We start from the raw sequence: 15,869 nt of genomic DNA, 5'->3' as shown, positions 1-15,869 counted from the left end.
GGGCGGCACTACGGAAGTAGAGTGGGGTCCCCCGCGTCGTGGTGGATCCGCCCCACGATCTGGGTCAGTGGGCGGCCGCCGCCGCCCCAGCGCCTGGCGATGATGTCGGCGGCGATCGAGACCGCGGTCTCCTCCGGGGTGCGGGCGCCGAGGTCCAGCCCGATGGGGCTGGACAGCCGGCCCAGCTCGGCGTCGGTCAGCCCGGCGGCCTTGAGCCGGATCACGCGGTCGTCGTGCGTGCGGCGCGAGCCCATGGCCCCGACGTAGCCGACCTGCGGCAGGCGCAGCGCCACCTCGAGCAGCGGCACGTCGAACTTGGGGTCGTGGGTGAGCACGCAGATCACGGTGTGGCGATCGACGGCGCCCGCCGCGGCCTGGGCGGCGAGGTAGCGGTGGGGCCAGTCGACGACGACGTCGTCGGCCGTCGGGAAGCGCGCCCGCGTGGCGAACACCGGCCGGGCGTCGCACACGGTGACGCGGTAGCCGAGGAAGGAGCCCTGCCGCGCCAGCGCCGCCGCGAAGTCGATCGCCCCGAACACCAGCATCCGCGGCGGCGGCGCATGGCTGGCCACGAAGACCTCCATGCCGTCGCCGAGCCGCTGCCCGTCGGGCCCGTACTCCAGAACGTCGCTGCGGCCCAGCGCCAGCAGGCCGCGCCCGTCGTCGGCGACCGCGGCGTCGGCGCGCGCCGAACCCAGCGACCCCGCCACCCCGTCGGGCCGGATCACCAGCCGCCGGCCGACCCGGGTGGGATCGGGGTGGGCGATGACGGTCGCGGTCGCGACGGCGCGGCCCGCGGCGATGTCGTCGGCCACCGCGCCGAGTTCGGGGAACGTCGCGGGCGAAACCGGCTCGACGAAGACATCGATGACGCCCCCGCACGTCAGCCCCGCCGCGAACGCGTCGTCGTCGCTGACGCCGTAGCGTTCCAGCCGCGCGGTCCCGGTCCGCGCGGCCTCGGTGGCGAGGTCGTACACCGCCGCCTCCACGCAGCCGCCCGACACCGACCCGGCGACCGAGCCGTCCGGCGCCACCACCATCGCGGCTCCCGGCGGGCGCGGGGCGGACCGGAAGGTGCGCACCACCGTGCCGAGCCCCGCGGTGTCGCCCGCGCGCCAGATCGACATCAGCTCGGCAATCACGTCACGCACTCTCTCAACGTAGAGTGACGGCCTCAGGCCCCGCGTGTGAATCGTTGGCTTTGAGTGGCTACCAGGCGTGGGAGAGGTCGGCGTGCTGGCGAACCCAGGCGTGCATGGCGATCCCGGCGGCGACGCCGGCGTTGATGCTGCGGGTGGAGCCGAACTGGGCGATCGACACCGTCACCGCCGCGCCCGCCCGGATGTCGTCGGTGATGCCCGGACCCTCCTGACCGAACACCAACAGGCACTCGCGCGGCAGCGCGGTCTCCTCCAGCCGGGCCGCCCCCGGAACGTTGTCCACCGCGACCACCGTGAGCCCGGCGTCCGCGGCGAAGCTGAGCAATTCGGCGGTGTTGTCGTGATGGCACAGCCGCTGATAGCGGTCGGTCACCATGGCGCCCCGGCGATTCCAGCGCCGCCGGCCCACGACGTGCACGGTGTGCACCGCGAACGCGTTGGCGGTGCGCACCACCGACCCGATGTTGGCGTCGTGCCCGAAGTTCTCGATCGCCACGTGCAGCGGGTGCCGGCGCCGGTCTATGTCGGCGATGATCGCCTCCCGCGTCCAGTACCGGTAGGCGTCGACAACGTTACGAGTGTCGCCCTCGCGCAACAGAATTGGGTCATAACGCGGGTCGTCGGGCGGCTCACCCACCCACGGCCCGACCCCGCCGCCCGGCGTCGCCCATTCGGTGGGCCCGGGACCGGTCATCGCGGCGTCCACACCCCGGCGTGGGTGCCGTCGACCGCCACCGTCGCATACAGCAACGCCTCGTTGATCTCGCCCTGGGTGCACAGCGACGCGCTGACGTGCACCGCGTCCAGCGACGCGTCGGGCAGGACCAGCACCGACGACCCGTACGCAGCGCAGGCCGGGTTGAGGCCGGCGCCGGGCAGCGTCGGAGACGCGAGCAGCATCAGCGGGCCGCCGCGCTTGGCCGAGTCGTCGCGGTACCGGGCCGCGATCCCGTCGACCTCGAGACCCAGCAGCATGAAGCCGTTCCCGTTGAAGGCCGCGGGATCGCCGAGCTGCGCCTTGGTCATCGGGGCGCCGTCGGCGCGCCAGGCCGACAGGCTGGTGGTCTTGACCGCCACGCCGGTGTCGTTGGCGTTGGTGGGCATCAGCCCCACCGGAAACGCGGCCGGGTAGGCCGCCGAGCTGTTCGGGATCCGGTCGCGCGGCGAGTAGGTGTACACGCCACGGACTTGGCTCCGATCCTTAAGCGGCCCAAGGCAAACCGTCCCGGCGAGCCGGTCGCCGGATGCCGACAGCGGCGAGTGGACCTCGGGTGCCTTGTCCGTCGGGCGATCACAACTGCCCACCCCGTTGGACTCCATCGGGTGCGACAGCGCGCCGTAGAGCCCGAACCGGATGTCCTCGGGTTTGGCGTGCGGCGCCTTGGGGTTGGCCGCGGAGGCGTCGACGTCGATCAGCACGTAGTCGCCGTCCCAGCGCAGGTTCGACACCGACATGTTCCAGCCCAGCAGCGACACCGATTCGCCGAGCCGCGCCCCCTGCGCGCCGTACGGGCGCACCGGTTGGCCGGCGCCCGAGCACCCCGTCAGGCAGGCCAGCACGCAGGCCGCAACCGCGAGAAGCTGTGCGCGGCAATGCAATTAGCCCAACCCCAGATCGGCGAGGCCCAGCACGCTGCGGTACGGCAGGCCCTCGGCCTCGATGGCCTCGGCGGCGCCGGTGGAACGGTCGACGACGGTGGCCACGCCGACCACGTGTCCGCCGGCCTCCTGGACGGCGTGCACCGCCGTCAGCGCCGACGCGCCGGTGGTGCTGGTGTCCTCGACCACCAGCACTCGCTGGCCGGAAACCTCGGAGCCCTCGATAAGACGTTGCAGCCCATGGGTTTTTGCGGACTTGCGCACCACAAACGCGTCGATCGGACGGCCCGGGGCGTGCATGACGGCCGTGGCCACCGGGTCGGCGCCCAGCGTGAGCCCGCCGACCACGGCGTAGTCCCAGTCCCTGGTGAGGTCGCGCATCAGCGTGCCGATCAAGGCGGAGGCCCGGTGGTGCAGCGTGGCGCGGCGCAGGTCGACGTAGTAGTCGGCCTCCTTGCCCGACGACAGGGTGACCCGGCCGTGCACCACCGACAGCCGGCGCACCAGCTCGGCCAGTTCCTCGTGCGGGTCAGGTCCGGCCACGGCCACCGCCGATTCGCTTGGTCACGGCCCGCATCAGGGTCCGCGGGATCATCCGCTCGGCGGCGATGATCGCCTTGTATTGCAGGCCCGGGATGCTGATCACCTTGCCGCGGGCGATGTCGGCCAGGCTCTGATTCACCACGTCGTCCACCTCGAGCCACATGAACGACGGCGACTTGGCCATGTCGATGCCGGCCCGGGCGTGAAATTCGGTGTGCACGTAGCCCGGGCACACGGCGTGCACCCCCACGCCGGTGCCCTGCAGGCCGACGGACAGGCCCTCGCTGAACGAGATCACCCACGCCTTGGACGCCGAGTAGGTGGAGCCGCGGCCCGGCACCAGCCCGGCGACGCTGGCGATGTTGATGACGGTGCCGGCGCCGGCGTCCAGCATGGCCGGCAGCGCCGCCCGGGTCAGGTGCATGACGGCGGTGACGTTGACGTCGAGCTGCGACTGCAGCAGCGCCGGGTCGGTGGCCCAGAAGTCGCCGGAGGTGCCGAAGCCGGCGTTGTTGACCAGCACCCGCACGCCCCGGGCCAGCCGTTCGCAGACCTGCTCGCGGCCGGCGGCTTCGGCCAGGTCGGCCGGCAAAACCTCGATGTCACCGGCCCGGTCCGCCAGTTCCCCGGCCAGATCGGTCAGCCGGTCCACGTCGCGGGCCACCAGGACCAGGTCGTAGCCGTCGTTCGCGAAGCGTCGCGCGAAGCCGGCGCCGATCCCGGACGTGGGCCCGGTGATCAGGGCTACGGGGCGGGGCATGAGCGACATCCTAATGACGGCGGCCGCGCCGCCCGTCCGGCGCCCGGCGCGCCGTCAGTGCTGATAGTTGGTGGCCTGATGGCCGTTGCGCCCGGTGGGCGGCGGCCGGCGGACGGCGTCGGGGGCGCGCTGCTCCCGGCGGATCGGCTCGGCGGGCCGGCGGGCGGCCTCCGAACCGAGCAGGCCGGAGACGTCCTGCTGCGCGCGCCGGGGCGGCAGCTCCGCGCGACCGGCGGGCGCCAGCGGGCGGCCGGGCGACGCGCTGCGCAGCGCCGCGGGCGCGCCGGCCTCCTGCTGGGTTTCCTCCGGCAGCGGCGGCAGCACCCGCAGCAGGTCGTTGAACTGGCGCACGGTGCGCAGCCCCTCGTCCCACTGGGTGCGGGTGCTGGTGATCGGCATGGCGACCAGCGTCCAGTTCTGCTCGTTCCACATGATCTCGGCGGAGTCGGGCGCGGTGTGGGCGAAGGTGACCATGCGGCGGTCGCAGGCCCGCCGCGCGGCGTCGAGGTTGGTGGAGTACACCATCCGCGGGCCGATGGCGCCCAGCAGCCAAATGTCGCTCTCCCGTGGCTCTTTGAGGCCCTTGAGGCGCAGGTCCACCACGACGTTGGTGCCCACCTTGCGGTGCAGCGCGATCACGGTGGCGACCTCTTCGAGGTCGAAGATGTACACGGCCTCGCCGCGGATCTGACCCAGCACCACGTTCTGCGCGGCGATGTCGCCGACCGTCGAGATCACCCCGCGCTTCCAGCGCTTGAGGATGTCGGCCGATTCACGCTCGTAGTCGAACCCGTGCGACCGCGCCCACGACTTGCGGCGCCTGCTGCGCCCGCGGCGTCGATCGATGTCGACGTACAGCAGCACGCCCGCGCCGACGAAGCACAGCGCGGACAGCGTGAACCAAAGGGGGACCATCCCACACAGGGTATCCGCAATCGTGCCGGAATAAAGAAGTCCGGCTGGTCACAACCCAATTACAGGACTAAACACCCCACACATGCGCCGAACGTCGACTTGTTGGGCGATTTCGGATGAAATGCCTACAACAAGTCGACGTTCGAGCGGCCTCAGCCCAGGATCAGCGAATCGCCGTCCGGGCTGACGTTCACCGGCACGGTGTCCCCGTCGTGCACGTCGCCGGCCAGCAGCAGCTTGGCCAGCTGGTCGCCGATGGCCTGCTGCACCAGGCGGCGCAGCGGCCGGGCGCCGTAGACCGGATCGAACCCGCGCTGCGCCAGCCACTGCTTGGCCGGCAGCGACACCTCGAGGGTGAGGCGGCGCTGCGCCAGCCGCTTCTGCAGCTGGGCCAGCTGGATGTCGACGATCGCCACCAGCTCGCCGGGCTCGAGGCCGTGGAAGATGATCACGTCGTCGAGCCGGTTGATGAACTCGGGCTTGAACGCCGAGCGCACCGCGGCCATCACCTGCTCCTCGCTGCCGCCCGACCCGAGGTTGGACGTCAGGATCAGGATGGTGTTGCGGAAGTCGACCGTGCGGCCCTGCCCGTCGGTGAGCCGGCCCTCGTCGAGGACCTGCAGCAGCACGTCGAACACGTCCGGATGCGCCTTTTCGATCTCGTCGAACAGGATCACCGTGTACGGCCGGCGGCGCACCGCCTCGGTCAGCTGGCCGCCCTGGTCGTAGCCGATGTAGCCGGGCGGGGCGCCGACGAGCCGGGCCACCGAGTGCTTCTCGCCGTATTCGCTCATGTCGATGCGAACCATCGCGCGCTCGTCGTCGAAGAGGAACTCCGCCAGCGCCTTGGCCAGCTCGGTCTTGCCGACGCCGGTCGGGCCGAGGAACATGAACGACCCGGTCGGCCGGTTGGGGTCGGCGACGCCGGCCCGGGACCGCCGCACGGCGTCGGAGACCGCCTGGACGGCTCGCCTCTGACCGATGACGCGCTTGCCCAGCTCCTCCTCCATGCGCAGCAGCTTGGCGGTCTCGCCCTCGAGCATCCGGCCGGCGGGGATGCCGGTCCACGCCGACACCACCTCGGCGATGTCGTCGGGCCCGACCTCCTCCTTGAGCATCACGTTCTCCCGCGCCTCGGCCTGGGGCAGCGCCGCGTCGAGCTTCTTCTCGACCTCCGGGATGCGCCCGTACCGCAGCTCGGCCGCCTTGGCCAGGTCGCCGTCGCGCTCGGCCCGCTCGGACTCGCCGCGCAGCGCCTCCAGCTGCTCCTTGAGCTCGCGGACCACGTCGATCGCGCTCTTCTCGTTCTGCCAGCGGGTGGTCAGCTCGGCCAGCTTCTCCTTCTGGTCGGCCAGTTCGGAGCGCAGCTTCTCCAGCCGCTCCTTGGACGCCTCGTCCTCCTCCTTGGCCAGCGCCATCTCCTCGATCTCGAGGCGGCGCACCAGGCGCTCGACCTCGTCGATCTCGACGGGCCGGGAGTCGATCTCCATCTTCAAGCGCGAAGCGGCCTCGTCGACCAGGTCGATGGCCTTGTCCGGCAGGAAGCGGGCGGTGATGTAGCGGTCGGACAGCGTGGCCGCGGCCACCAGGGCCGAGTCGGTGATGCGCACCCCGTGGTGCACCTCGTAGCGGTCCTTCAGCCCGCGCAGGATGCCGACGGTGTCCTCCACCGACGGCTCGCCCACCAGCACCTGCTGGAAGCGACGCTCCAGCGCGGCGTCCTTCTCGATGTACTTGCGGTACTCGTCGAGCGTGGTGGCGCCGACCAGCCGCAGCTCGCCGCGGGCCAGCATGGGCTTGATCATGTTGCCGGCGTCCATTGCGCCCTCGCCGGTCGCGCCGGCGCCGACGATGGTGTGCAGCTCGTCGATGAACGTGATGATCTGCCCGGCGGAGTTCTTGATGTCGTCGAGCACGGCCTTGAGCCGCTCCTCGAACTCACCGCGGTACTTGGCGCCGGCCACCATCGAGCCCAGGTCCAGGCTGATGACGGTCTTGTCGCGCAGGCTTTCCGGCACGTCGCCGGCGACGATGCGCTGGGCCAGGCCCTCCACGATCGCGGTCTTGCCGACGCCGGGCTCACCGATCAGCACCGGGTTGTTCTTGGTGCGACGGCTCAGCACCTGCACGACGCGGCGAATCTCGTTGTCCCGCCCGATGACCGGGTCCAGCTTGCCCTCCCGGGCGCGGGCGGTCAGGTCGGTCGAGTACTTCTCCAGCGCCTGATAGGTGGCCTCCGGCTCCGGGCTGGTCACCCGGGCGCTGCCGCGCACCTTGACGAAGCCGTCGCGCAGGGCCTGCGGGGAGGCGCCGTGGCCGGTCAGCAGCTTGGCGACGTCCGAGTCGCCGGTGGCCAGGCCGACCAGCAGGTGCTCGGTCGAGACGTACTCGTCGTCCATCTCGGTGGCCAGCTGCTGGGCGGTGGTGATGGCGGCCAGTGATTCGCGCGACAGCTGCGGCTGCGAGCTGGCGCCGCTGGCCTGGGGCAGGCGGCCGACCAGGCGCTCGGCCTCGGTACGAATGGTCGCGGGCTGGACGCCGACAGCCTCCAGCAGCGGCCCCGCGATCCCGTCGGCCTGCGTCAGCAGGGCCATCAGCAGATGCGCGGGCCGGATCTCGGGGTTACCGGCGGCCGAGGCCGCCTGAAGCGCCGAGGTCAGCGCCGCTTGCGTCTTGGTTGTCGGGTTGAAAGAGTCGCTGGCCAAACCGGGCCACCTCCGTTCAGGGGTAGTTCCAAATGCTTGTCGCGATGTACAACGCCGTCAAGGTTGAGTCTGTTCCGCTCAACTCTAACGAGTTTTGGGCGGTATGGCGCAGGGGGTACCCCCGTATCGATGACGCAAATGGAGCAGCGCCGGGCCCCTAACGCCCTGACGCTGGCCATCGTGGCCGGCGGGCTGGCGTTGGGAGGCCTGGCCGCGACCGGATTCGGCGCCGATCTCGCCGGCGCCGGTCCGTCGGCGACCGTCCCGGAGTCGGGCACGTTGCAGGTCAACGGGACCGGCACCACGAAGACCGTCCGCTGCCAGGGCGGCTACCTGTCGGTCAGCGGCCAGGCGAACACGGTCACCGTCACCGGCCACTGCACCAGCGTCAGCGTCTCTGGCCACGACAACCGCGTCGCCGTCGACAGCACGGACGCGGTGAGCACGTCCGGAACCGGCAACGCGGTCACCTACCACTGGGGCTCCCCCAACGTGGTGAGCGCCGGAACGGCCAACACGGTCAAGCAGGGCTGAGCGGGTCGCGAGCCTAGAATCGGGGCCCGTGGGGCTCGAGGACACCGAAGCGTTGCGGTTGTTGCGCGACGCCTTCGGCGCGGACGACTCCGGGCCCGGCAACGAGGTCGTCCGCCGGTTCTACACCCGGTGGTTCGCCCTCGACCCGACGGTGCGCGACCTGTTCCCGCCCGAAATGGGCGGGCAGCGGACGGCTTTCGCCCACGCGCTGCATTGGGTGTACGGCGAACTCGTCGACCAGCGCGCCCAGGAACCGGTGGCCTTTCTCGCTCAGCTCGGCCGCGATCACCGCAAATACGGTGTGCTGGGACAGCATTACGACACGTTGCGGCGCGCGCTGTTCTCGGCGCTGCGGGCGCACGTCGGCGACGCCTGGACCGACGCCGTCGACGACGCGGCCAACCAATCGCTCAACCTGATCACCGGGGTGATGCGGGGCGCCGCGGACGCCGAGGAGGGGCCGGCGTGGTGGGACGGCACCGTAATCGAGCACATGCGGGTCTCCCGCGACCTCGCGGTCGTCCGGCTACAGCTCGACCGGCCGATGGACTATCACGCCGGGCAGTACGTCAATGTGCATGTCCCGCAATGCCCGCGGCGCTGGCGCTACCTGTCCCCCGCCATCCCGGCGGACCCTGGCGGTGGCATCGAGTTCCACGTTCGCGTGGTGCCCGGCGGCCTGGTCAGCACCGCGATCGTCAACGAGGCGCGGCCCGGCGACCGCTGGCGGCTGTCCAGCCCGCACGGCGGCCTGCGGGTCGACCGGGAGGGCGGGGACGTGCTGATGGTCGCCGGCAGCACCGGCCTGGCGCCCCTGCGGGCGCTGATCATGGACCTGTCCCGGTACGCGGTGAACCCGCGGGTGCACCTGTTCTTCGGCGCCCGCTACCGCTGCGAGCTCTACGACCTGCCGACCCTGTGGCAGGTGGCGTCCCACAACCCGTGGCTGTCGGTGTCGCCGGTCTCGGAGTACAGCGCCGACCCGGCGTGGGCCGCCGACTATCCCGATTGCACGCCGCCGCGCGGCCTGCACGTGCGGCAAACCGGTCGGCTGCCCGAGGTGGTGACCAAATACGGCGGCTGGGGCGACCGGCAGATCCTGGTCTGCGGCGGGCCGGCGATGGTGCGGGCCACCAAGGCCGCCCTGATCGCCAAAGGCGCTCCGCCGGAACGTATTCAGCACGACCCACTGTGGAGGTAAGCATGCGCGTCGTCACCCTGCGCGACCCGGAATCGGCGGTGACCGCGGAGTTCGTGCCCGACGCGGGCATGATCGGCACCTCGCTGAGCGACGCCGGCGTGGAGCTGCTCGGGCAACGCCGTGGGCTGGACGCCTACGTGACGGCGGGCAAGACGATGGGCATCCCGATCCTGTATCCGTGGGCGAACCGGTTGGGCGACAACTCCTATACCGCCGAGGGCGTGACGGCGACGCTGACGCCGGGCGAGAACGGGGTGCGCGCCGACCCCAACGGGTTGCCGATCCACGGCGTGCTGGCGGGCCACCGAGGCTGGCGGGTCACCGCCGAGTCGGACAACGAGCTAACGGCCGAGCTGGATTTCGCCGCCGACCCGCGATTGCTGGCCACCTTCCCGTACCCGCACGTGCTCACGGTGGCGGTGCGGCTGGCCGAGCGGACGCTGACGGTGCGCACCACGGTCCGCGCGACCGGCGACACGGCCGTGCCGCTGTGCTTCGGCTTCCACCCCTACCTGCGCCTGCCGGACGTGCCGCGCGCCGAGTGGGTGATCGACACCCCGCCGCTGCGCACCTGTTGCTCGACCAGCGGGGCCTGCCGACCGGCGCGTCCGAGCCCGCCGCGGCCCGCGAAGAGGCGTTGGGCGACAAGGCTTTCGACGACGCCTACGATCGGGTGCCCGAGGGCGCGGTGTTCGCGGTGTCGGGCGGCGGGCGCCGGCTACAGGTGCGCTTCGAGCAGGGGTACCCGGCGGCGCAGATCTTCGCGCCCACCGCCGAGGACGTGATCTGCTTCGAGCCGATGACGGCGCCGACCGACGCCCTGCGCCGCGGCGGCTACCGGTGCGCGCGACCGGGTGAACCGGCGGTCGCCCAGTTTGCCATCCGCGTCTAGGGGCGGGCCGCCAGCGAATTGTCCGGACCAACACATATTCGGGGTCCACACGTGCTGAATTAGGCGCGTTTGACGCGTACTCTTTAGCCCATCCTTGGCAGGAGGACGCAGCGTGAGCCCTGGCGAGACCGGCACCACGATCGACGAATTGCTGGACCGCGCCGTGCAAGCGATCAATGCCGGCGACCGCGCGACCGCGACCTCACTGGCCGGACAGGTTCTTTCGGTCGACCGCGGCAACCCGGAAGCCGAAGACCTGCTGGCGATTCCGCCCCGCTACGGGGAAATACGCAGGCTGACAATCCTTTTCGCGGACATGGTGGACTCGACCGCGCTGTCCACCCGGATGGAACCGGAGAATTACCACACCTTGGTCGGCCGGTACCGGGATGAGGTGCGCCGCGTCGTCGATCGCTACGAGGGGCACATCAGCTCGATCAAGGGCGACGGCCTGCTGGCCGTGTTCGGGCACCCCAAGGCGCACGAGAACGACGTGCGGCGCGCCGTCGCCGCGGGGCTGGACATCACCCGCGCCGTCGCGCGGCTGAGCGCCCAGGCGGAACGCAAGTTCGGCGAGTCCATCAGCGTCCGGGTGGGCATCCACCGCGGCCTGATCTATCTCGACACCGACCAGGACGACGTCTACGGCTTCGCGGCCAACCTGGCCGCGCGTCTCTCGGGCCTGGCCGCGCCGGGGACGGTGGCGGTGTCGGATGCGGTGGCGCCCCTGGTCGGCGACTCGTTCGAACTCGACGCCCGCCCACCGGCTTCGGTGAAGGGCGTCGAATGTCTGACCGTGCATCACCGGGTGCTCGGCGAGCGACACGAGGCGCCGCAGCTGCGATCGCCCGAGCTGATCGGGCGCGACCGCGAGCGTGCGTCGCTGCGGCAGAGCTGGCAGCGCGCACGGGCCGGCACGTTGACCCGCCCCGGCATCGTGTTTCGCGGCGAACCGGGAATCGGCAAGACCCGGCTGGCCGCCGAGGCGGCCGAAATGGTCCGCGCCGCAGGCGGGCCCGTGGTGCGGCTGTTCGGCTCGCCGCTGCACACCGAGACCGGGCTGCATCCGGTGCGCCGGCTCATCGAGCGCCGCTGCGGCATCACCCGGCTGACCGACGCCGCGGAGCGGCTGCGCCTGCTGCAAGCCGAACTTCGCGCCGGCGGTCTGGACCCCGCGATCGCCACGCCGCTGCTCGCCCCCGTGATCGGCGTCGGCCCCGAACACGGCTATCAGGCCGCGGCCCTCGAGGGCCGGACGCTTTACGAGTCGATCGGCGCGACGGTTCTGCAGTACGTGCTTGCCTGCCTCGGCCGGCATGCCGGGCTGGTGATCGCGGAGGACGTGCACTGGTTCGACGCGTCCACCGCGGAGCTACTCAACTCGTTGCTGGCCGGCGCGGACGGCCGGCTACTGGTGGTGGTGACCGGACGTGACGGTGACTGGCTGCAAACCGATTGGCCGGCAGAGGTTTTCGACCTTCCCCCGCTGACCGATGAGCAGTCCGAGGCCCTGATCGCCGCGCTCAACCCGGCGGTGACCCGGGCGCAGCGCGCCGAGGTGGTCGAGCGATGCGACGGGGTGCCGTTCTACATCGAGCACGTGGTAAGTGAACTCGACGGCGCCGGAACGGATTCCGGTGTGCCCGAGGCGCTCTACGAGCCGCTGTTCGCCCGGCTGCATCACTCCCGGCCCGACGTGGTGCCGGTGGTGGAGGCGGCCGCCGTCATCGGGCGCGCCGGCGATCTGCCCATGCTGCGCGCCGTGGTCGGGCGCGACGCCGAGGACGTCGACGACATCGTCACCGAACTCGTCCAGGCGCGCGTGCTCGAACGGCGCGGCGACGACGGCTGGCGCTTCCGCCACGAGTTGCTGCGCGAGGTGGCCGCCGAGCTGGCCCCGCCGTCGCTGGGCCGGGACCTGCACGCGCGCGCCGCCCGCGCGCTGGTCAGCGCGGCGGCCGACGCCGAACCGGATTGGCCGGTGGTCGCAAGCCATTTCGAGCAGGCCCACCACTACGAGGAAGCCGTCGAGGCCTACCACATGGCCTCGGCCAACGCCCGGCGCCGCGGCGCCTTGCAGGAAGCGGTGGTCTGCCTCACGGACGCCCTCACCCAGCTGGACAACTGCCCGGCCAACCCCGACCGGGACCGCAAGGAAATCGCCATCCGGATGGAACGTGGATTCTTGACGGGCGCGACCCAAGGCAGCATGAGCGGCGAGGGTCCCGCCGACTTCCAACGCTGCCTGGCCCTGGCCAGCGGCGGTGACTACGAGGACGAACTGCTCACCACGCTGACCGGGCTGATCGGTTACTACGTCCCGCGGGCCGAGCTGCGCCGGGCCCACGACCTGGTCGACTCGCTGTCCGCCCGGATCACCGAGAATCGGCCCTGGAGCATTCCGGCGATCGCCTCGGTGATGGGTTCGGTCGTCTGGCTGGAGGGCGACTTCGTGGCCGCCCGCGATCACCTGTTGCGGGCGCTGGCCGATAGCTCCGCGGCCGATCCCCTCGTGCTGGACACCGCCTGGTGGGTGCACGTCGACCCGATCTCGTTGGCGCACACCTACATGGCACTGACGCACACCGCGTGCGGCGACCTCGACCGGGCGCACACGGAGTTGGCGAATTCATTGCGGCGCTGCGACGTCCTGGGTTCCCCGCGCGACGCCTACAACCGGGCGAGCACCTACTACATGGAGATCTGGGTGCGGCTGGAGAGCAGCCAAATCGACCAGGCGGCAACCGCGGTCGCGGAACTCCGCACGCTCAGCGAGCAATCCGGGCTCGACCTGTGGCAGCTGGTCGGTCGAACCCAACACGCCACCGTCAAGGCGCTGGCGGCGCTCGAGGCCGACGCCGACGCCGCCACGCTGGCCGGCCACGCGGAAAAGGTCGCGCGCTGGGTGGACGGGTCCCGGCGCATGCACCTCAAGATGTTCCTGACGTTCCACGACGCGATCGTCGGCCGCCTGCTGATCGCCGCGGGCGCGGCGCAGCGGGCGCGGGAACGGTTGGAGATGGCGCTGCGGCACGCGGAAGAAACGGGGATGCACTTCTACGACGGCGAGCTGATGCGCGTGCGCGCGCGGACGTTCACTGCCCCCGAGGAACGGCGCAAAGCCCTGAACGAGGCGCTCGAATTCGCCCGGCGCCAAGGGGCGATCCTGTTCGAATTGCGTTGCCTGCTCGAGCTTTATGAGATCGACGGCGATCCGTCCGCGCTCGTCGACGTTGTCCGCCGTTTCCCCGGTGACGCCCGGTGGCCGGAGTTCGCGCGAGCGCAAACCATCCTCGCGCGGCCGGATCAGCGATAACCCTTGCGCGGCCTGTGCGGGGAGTTCGATACCTCTTCGAGCGCTTGAAGGTTGGCGGCCACGTCGCGAATTTCGTGCTTGCCGACGAGGCGGACGAGCGCCGGGAAGGGGGTCACCCGCCCGGGTGGCTGCAGATAGAACGAGCCCAACGCCGCCGCCCAGGCCTCCTGGTGGACCATCTTCTCCGTGACCTTCGACCGGTGCGTCGCGAGGAAGTAGGCGAATTCCCAAGCCCCCCTGCGCAGTTTGACCAGCGACCGGTCGAGCGCGCGGATCTCGCCCGGCACCAGCCACCGGGTCCAACGGATTTCGGGGGAAAGCGTGTCGATGACCTTGAGAACGTCGGGCAGCTGCTTGCACAGAATCTTGTTGACCCGGTTGTAATCGACCGCCAGGCTGTCCATCGAGTCGCCGGCGACCGCGAAGACGGCGAGCCCCAGATCGAACGTGATGTGCGCATTCAGTCCGGCCATCATGTGCTGAAGAATGATCGCCTGATCGTCGTGGTCGCCCACGAACGCGACCTCCCAAGGCAGCGTCGGGCCGGGACCCCGCTCCGGATAGAAGTAGGCATTCAAGGCGTTGAAGTAACGCCGGGCGAAGGCGATGTCGAGATCGGTCATCCGGGGGCCATCCTCGAACACGTTGTCGCCGACAGCGTCCCGGATTGCGAGGGTGGTCCGCCGGTACAGCACGGCGAAGTACCCGAGGTGGCTCTCCGCCGTCTTGGCCCAGTCGATTACCCGATCGATATTGCGCAGGACATCGTCGATGGTTTTTGGCTCGTCGAGCCAGTGCGGCCGGAACTCGGGGGCGGGAGGCGTGGGAGCAGCCATGTCGGGTCTTCCCTTCAGTCGACTATGCCGGGCGGCGGGTGGGCTTTGGTGCCGACAGCTCCCAGCTGCGGGCAAGGTGATCGGGTATGTCGAACTTCGCGCGCTCCCCACCCCGGTTCAGCCGGAACAACCCATGCAACAGGTCGTGCCCAAAGGGGCGAATCACCTCCGAGACCCGTTGGTAGCGCCGCGAATTGCGCTTGGTTCGGCCGAATACGCGCACGAAGAACCAACTGCCGGCGCGGCTGAGCCGCCCGAAGTCATCGGTGAGCGCCGACTCGGGCACCAGCAGCATGTCGGCGATTTCGTCGCCGACCAGGTGCCGGATCAACGGGGGGACGGTGTCGTCGAACCGGTGAAAGGGCGTCATCTCGTCGAGCAGTTCCATCAGCGCCGCGGCCATGACGCGCCCCTCGCGCGACGGCCGGAACTGCCTGCGCCGAATCGTCGCCACCAGCGCGGTGGCCTCGTGGACGTTGTGCGCGTACAGGTCGGGATGCACGCCGAGTAGATGCCCGATGACGTTCCACAGGTGAAGGTAGGCCTCGGCGTCTTTCCTCGGGACGCGCACGCCCAGCTGCCGCAGGGGGTCGACGACGACGTAGGAGAACGAAAGCAGCGTGCCCGCAAGGTCTTCCTGATTGATCGGGATGCCCCAATCGAGCGGCTTCCACACGTCGGGGTCGGCCTTGCTGCGGATCTCGATCAGCTTGCGAACCGCGGCGTGCATCAGCCGCACGTGCTGGATGCTGCGCACCCCCTTGCCGTGTTCGCCGAAGCTGCCGGAGGAGAGCACGTTGATCAGGAACTGGCCGGTCTCCATCACCCGGCGGCGGGTGTCGGTGTCGAGCCGGGCCGTCAGATAGAGCACCTTGACGCCGTTGGCCGCCGCGTACGCCGACGGAAGGGACGCGCAGAACAGGCAGATCGCGATCTGCAACCCCCAGGTTTCGAAGAGCTGCTGGCCGCGCTTGATCTTGGCCATGTCGGCCCAGGGCGGCAGCGCCGCCGTCTTGGCCAGGAACTCCCGTACGGCCGGGGGCAAACCTTCGGGGGTCGGCTGGTCGTTGCTCACCAGCGTCTGCATGATCGTGTTGACGGCTTGGACGTCGCCCTGCCCGAACACGGCCTCGATGGCCTCGTCGGCCACTGGATCGCCCAGCTGTCGCATCTCATCGAGCCGCGCGTCGGTCCATCGGGAGCTTCGGTTGGCGCCCGCCATGTAGGCAGGATGACAGATCGCCGGCGGTTTTTGCTAGGGAATAACGCCAGTTACCGCACCGGCGGGGTCAGCCGCGCGTTCGGCGCGGCTGCCACACCACCACGGCGGTGCTCTTGGGCACCACCGCCAGGTCGCGGCGCTGCCCGGCGCGCGTGAAGGAGCTCACCGAGGAGCTCGCGCAGGTAC

General features: G+C 70.6%; 12 protein-coding genes and 1 pseudogene. 4 read left to right on the top strand and 9 right to left on the bottom strand.

Annotated features, from left to right (window positions below; translation table 11 throughout):
* Nucleotides 1-8 precede the first annotated feature (8 nt).
* The 7 genes from A5680_RS04120 to clpB form a co-directional block, all read right to left on the bottom strand.
* Nucleotides 9-1,151: an XdhC family protein gene (locus tag A5680_RS04120; RefSeq protein ID WP_067816473.1), complete on the bottom strand. Its 1,143-nt coding sequence runs from the start codon at nt 1,149-1,151 to the stop codon at nt 9-11.
* Between the two features lie 58 nt (nt 1,152-1,209).
* On the bottom strand, nt 1,210-1,854 hold the full coding sequence (locus A5680_RS04115) for an RNA methyltransferase (protein WP_067816675.1): 645 nt from the start codon (nt 1,852-1,854) through the stop codon (nt 1,210-1,212).
* A complete protein-coding gene (locus tag A5680_RS04110; RefSeq protein ID WP_055405164.1) occupies nt 1,851-2,759 on the bottom strand; it encodes a hypothetical protein in 909 nt (302 codons plus the stop codon). Before A5680_RS04110 ends, A5680_RS04115 begins: the two co-directional genes overlap by 4 nt.
* On the bottom strand, nt 2,760-3,302 hold the full coding sequence (pyrE, locus tag A5680_RS04105) for an orotate phosphoribosyltransferase (RefSeq protein ID WP_055405170.1): 543 nt from the start codon (nt 3,300-3,302) through the stop codon (nt 2,760-2,762).
* The gene (locus A5680_RS04100; RefSeq protein ID WP_055405171.1) at nt 3,289-4,062 is read right to left on the bottom strand and encodes an SDR family oxidoreductase; all 774 of its coding nucleotides are present in this window, start codon (nt 4,060-4,062) and stop codon (nt 3,289-3,291) included. The genes pyrE and A5680_RS04100 overlap by 14 nt, the downstream gene beginning before the upstream one ends.
* A gap of 54 nt (nt 4,063-4,116) precedes the next feature.
* Nucleotides 4,117-4,977, bottom strand: a complete 861-nt coding sequence (ttfA, locus tag A5680_RS04095; protein ID WP_055405165.1) for a trehalose monomycolate transport factor TtfA — start codon at nt 4,975-4,977, stop codon at nt 4,117-4,119.
* Nucleotides 4,978-5,129: 152 nt separating this feature from the next.
* The gene (gene clpB, locus A5680_RS04090) at nt 5,130-7,682 is read right to left on the bottom strand and encodes an ATP-dependent chaperone ClpB (RefSeq protein ID WP_055405166.1); all 2,553 of its coding nucleotides are present in this window, start codon (nt 7,680-7,682) and stop codon (nt 5,130-5,132) included.
* A gap of 129 nt (nt 7,683-7,811) precedes the next feature.
* Here clpB and A5680_RS26170 point away from each other — a divergent pair, with 129 nt between their 5' ends.
* From A5680_RS26170 to A5680_RS04070, 4 genes and pseudogenes are all read left to right on the top strand, one after another.
* The gene (locus tag A5680_RS26170; protein WP_067816470.1) at nt 7,812-8,216 is read left to right on the top strand and encodes a DUF3060 domain-containing protein; all 405 of its coding nucleotides are present in this window, start codon (nt 7,812-7,814) and stop codon (nt 8,214-8,216) included.
* A gap of 28 nt (nt 8,217-8,244) precedes the next feature.
* Nucleotides 8,245-9,417: an FAD-binding oxidoreductase gene (locus A5680_RS04080; RefSeq protein WP_067816467.1), complete on the top strand. Its 1,173-nt coding sequence runs from the start codon at nt 8,245-8,247 to the stop codon at nt 9,415-9,417.
* Between the two features lie 2 nt (nt 9,418-9,419).
* Nucleotides 9,420-10,309 (top strand): annotated as a pseudogene (locus A5680_RS04075) (aldose 1-epimerase).
* A gap of 112 nt (nt 10,310-10,421) precedes the next feature.
* A complete protein-coding gene (locus A5680_RS04070) occupies nt 10,422-13,625 on the top strand; it encodes an adenylate/guanylate cyclase domain-containing protein (RefSeq protein ID WP_067816462.1) in 3,204 nt (1,067 codons plus the stop codon).
* Here the strand turns inward: A5680_RS04070 and A5680_RS04065 are convergent.
* Nucleotides 13,616-14,461: a DUF5995 family protein gene (locus tag A5680_RS04065; RefSeq protein ID WP_055400475.1), complete on the bottom strand. Its 846-nt coding sequence runs from the start codon at nt 14,459-14,461 to the stop codon at nt 13,616-13,618. The genes A5680_RS04070 and A5680_RS04065 overlap by 10 nt on opposite strands.
* A 22-nt stretch (nt 14,462-14,483) precedes the next feature.
* Nucleotides 14,484-15,683: an oxygenase MpaB family protein gene (locus tag A5680_RS04060; RefSeq protein WP_067816457.1), complete on the bottom strand. Its 1,200-nt coding sequence runs from the start codon at nt 15,681-15,683 to the stop codon at nt 14,484-14,486.
* Between the last annotated feature and the right edge of the window lie 186 nt (nt 15,684-15,869).

It is taken from the genome of Mycobacterium sp. E2989, from assembly GCF_001667595.1.
Taxonomy (GTDB): Bacteria; Actinomycetota; Actinomycetes; order Mycobacteriales; family Mycobacteriaceae; genus Mycobacterium.
Note: the sequence above shows the minus strand (reverse complement) of the source record. Positions and strands in the feature narration are given on the sequence as shown.

Coding starts and splice junctions, on each gene's coding strand:
- A5680_RS04065 (WP_055400475.1), bottom strand. CDS start 14,461: ATGGCTGCTCCCACGCCTCCCGCCCCCGAGTTCCGGCCGCACTGGCTC.
- A5680_RS04100 (WP_055405171.1), bottom strand. CDS start 4,062: ATGCCCCGCCCCGTAGCCCTGATCACCGGGCCCACGTCCGGGATCGGC.
- ttfA (WP_055405165.1), bottom strand. CDS start 4,977: ATGGTCCCCCTTTGGTTCACGCTGTCCGCGCTGTGCTTCGTCGGCGCG.
- A5680_RS04060 (WP_067816457.1), bottom strand. CDS start 15,683: ATGGCGGGCGCCAACCGAAGCTCCCGATGGACCGACGCGCGGCTCGAT.
- A5680_RS26170 (WP_067816470.1), top strand. CDS start 7,812: ATGACGCAAATGGAGCAGCGCCGGGCCCCTAACGCCCTGACGCTGGCC.
- A5680_RS04115 (WP_067816675.1), bottom strand. CDS start 1,854: ATGACCGGTCCCGGGCCCACCGAATGGGCGACGCCGGGCGGCGGGGTC.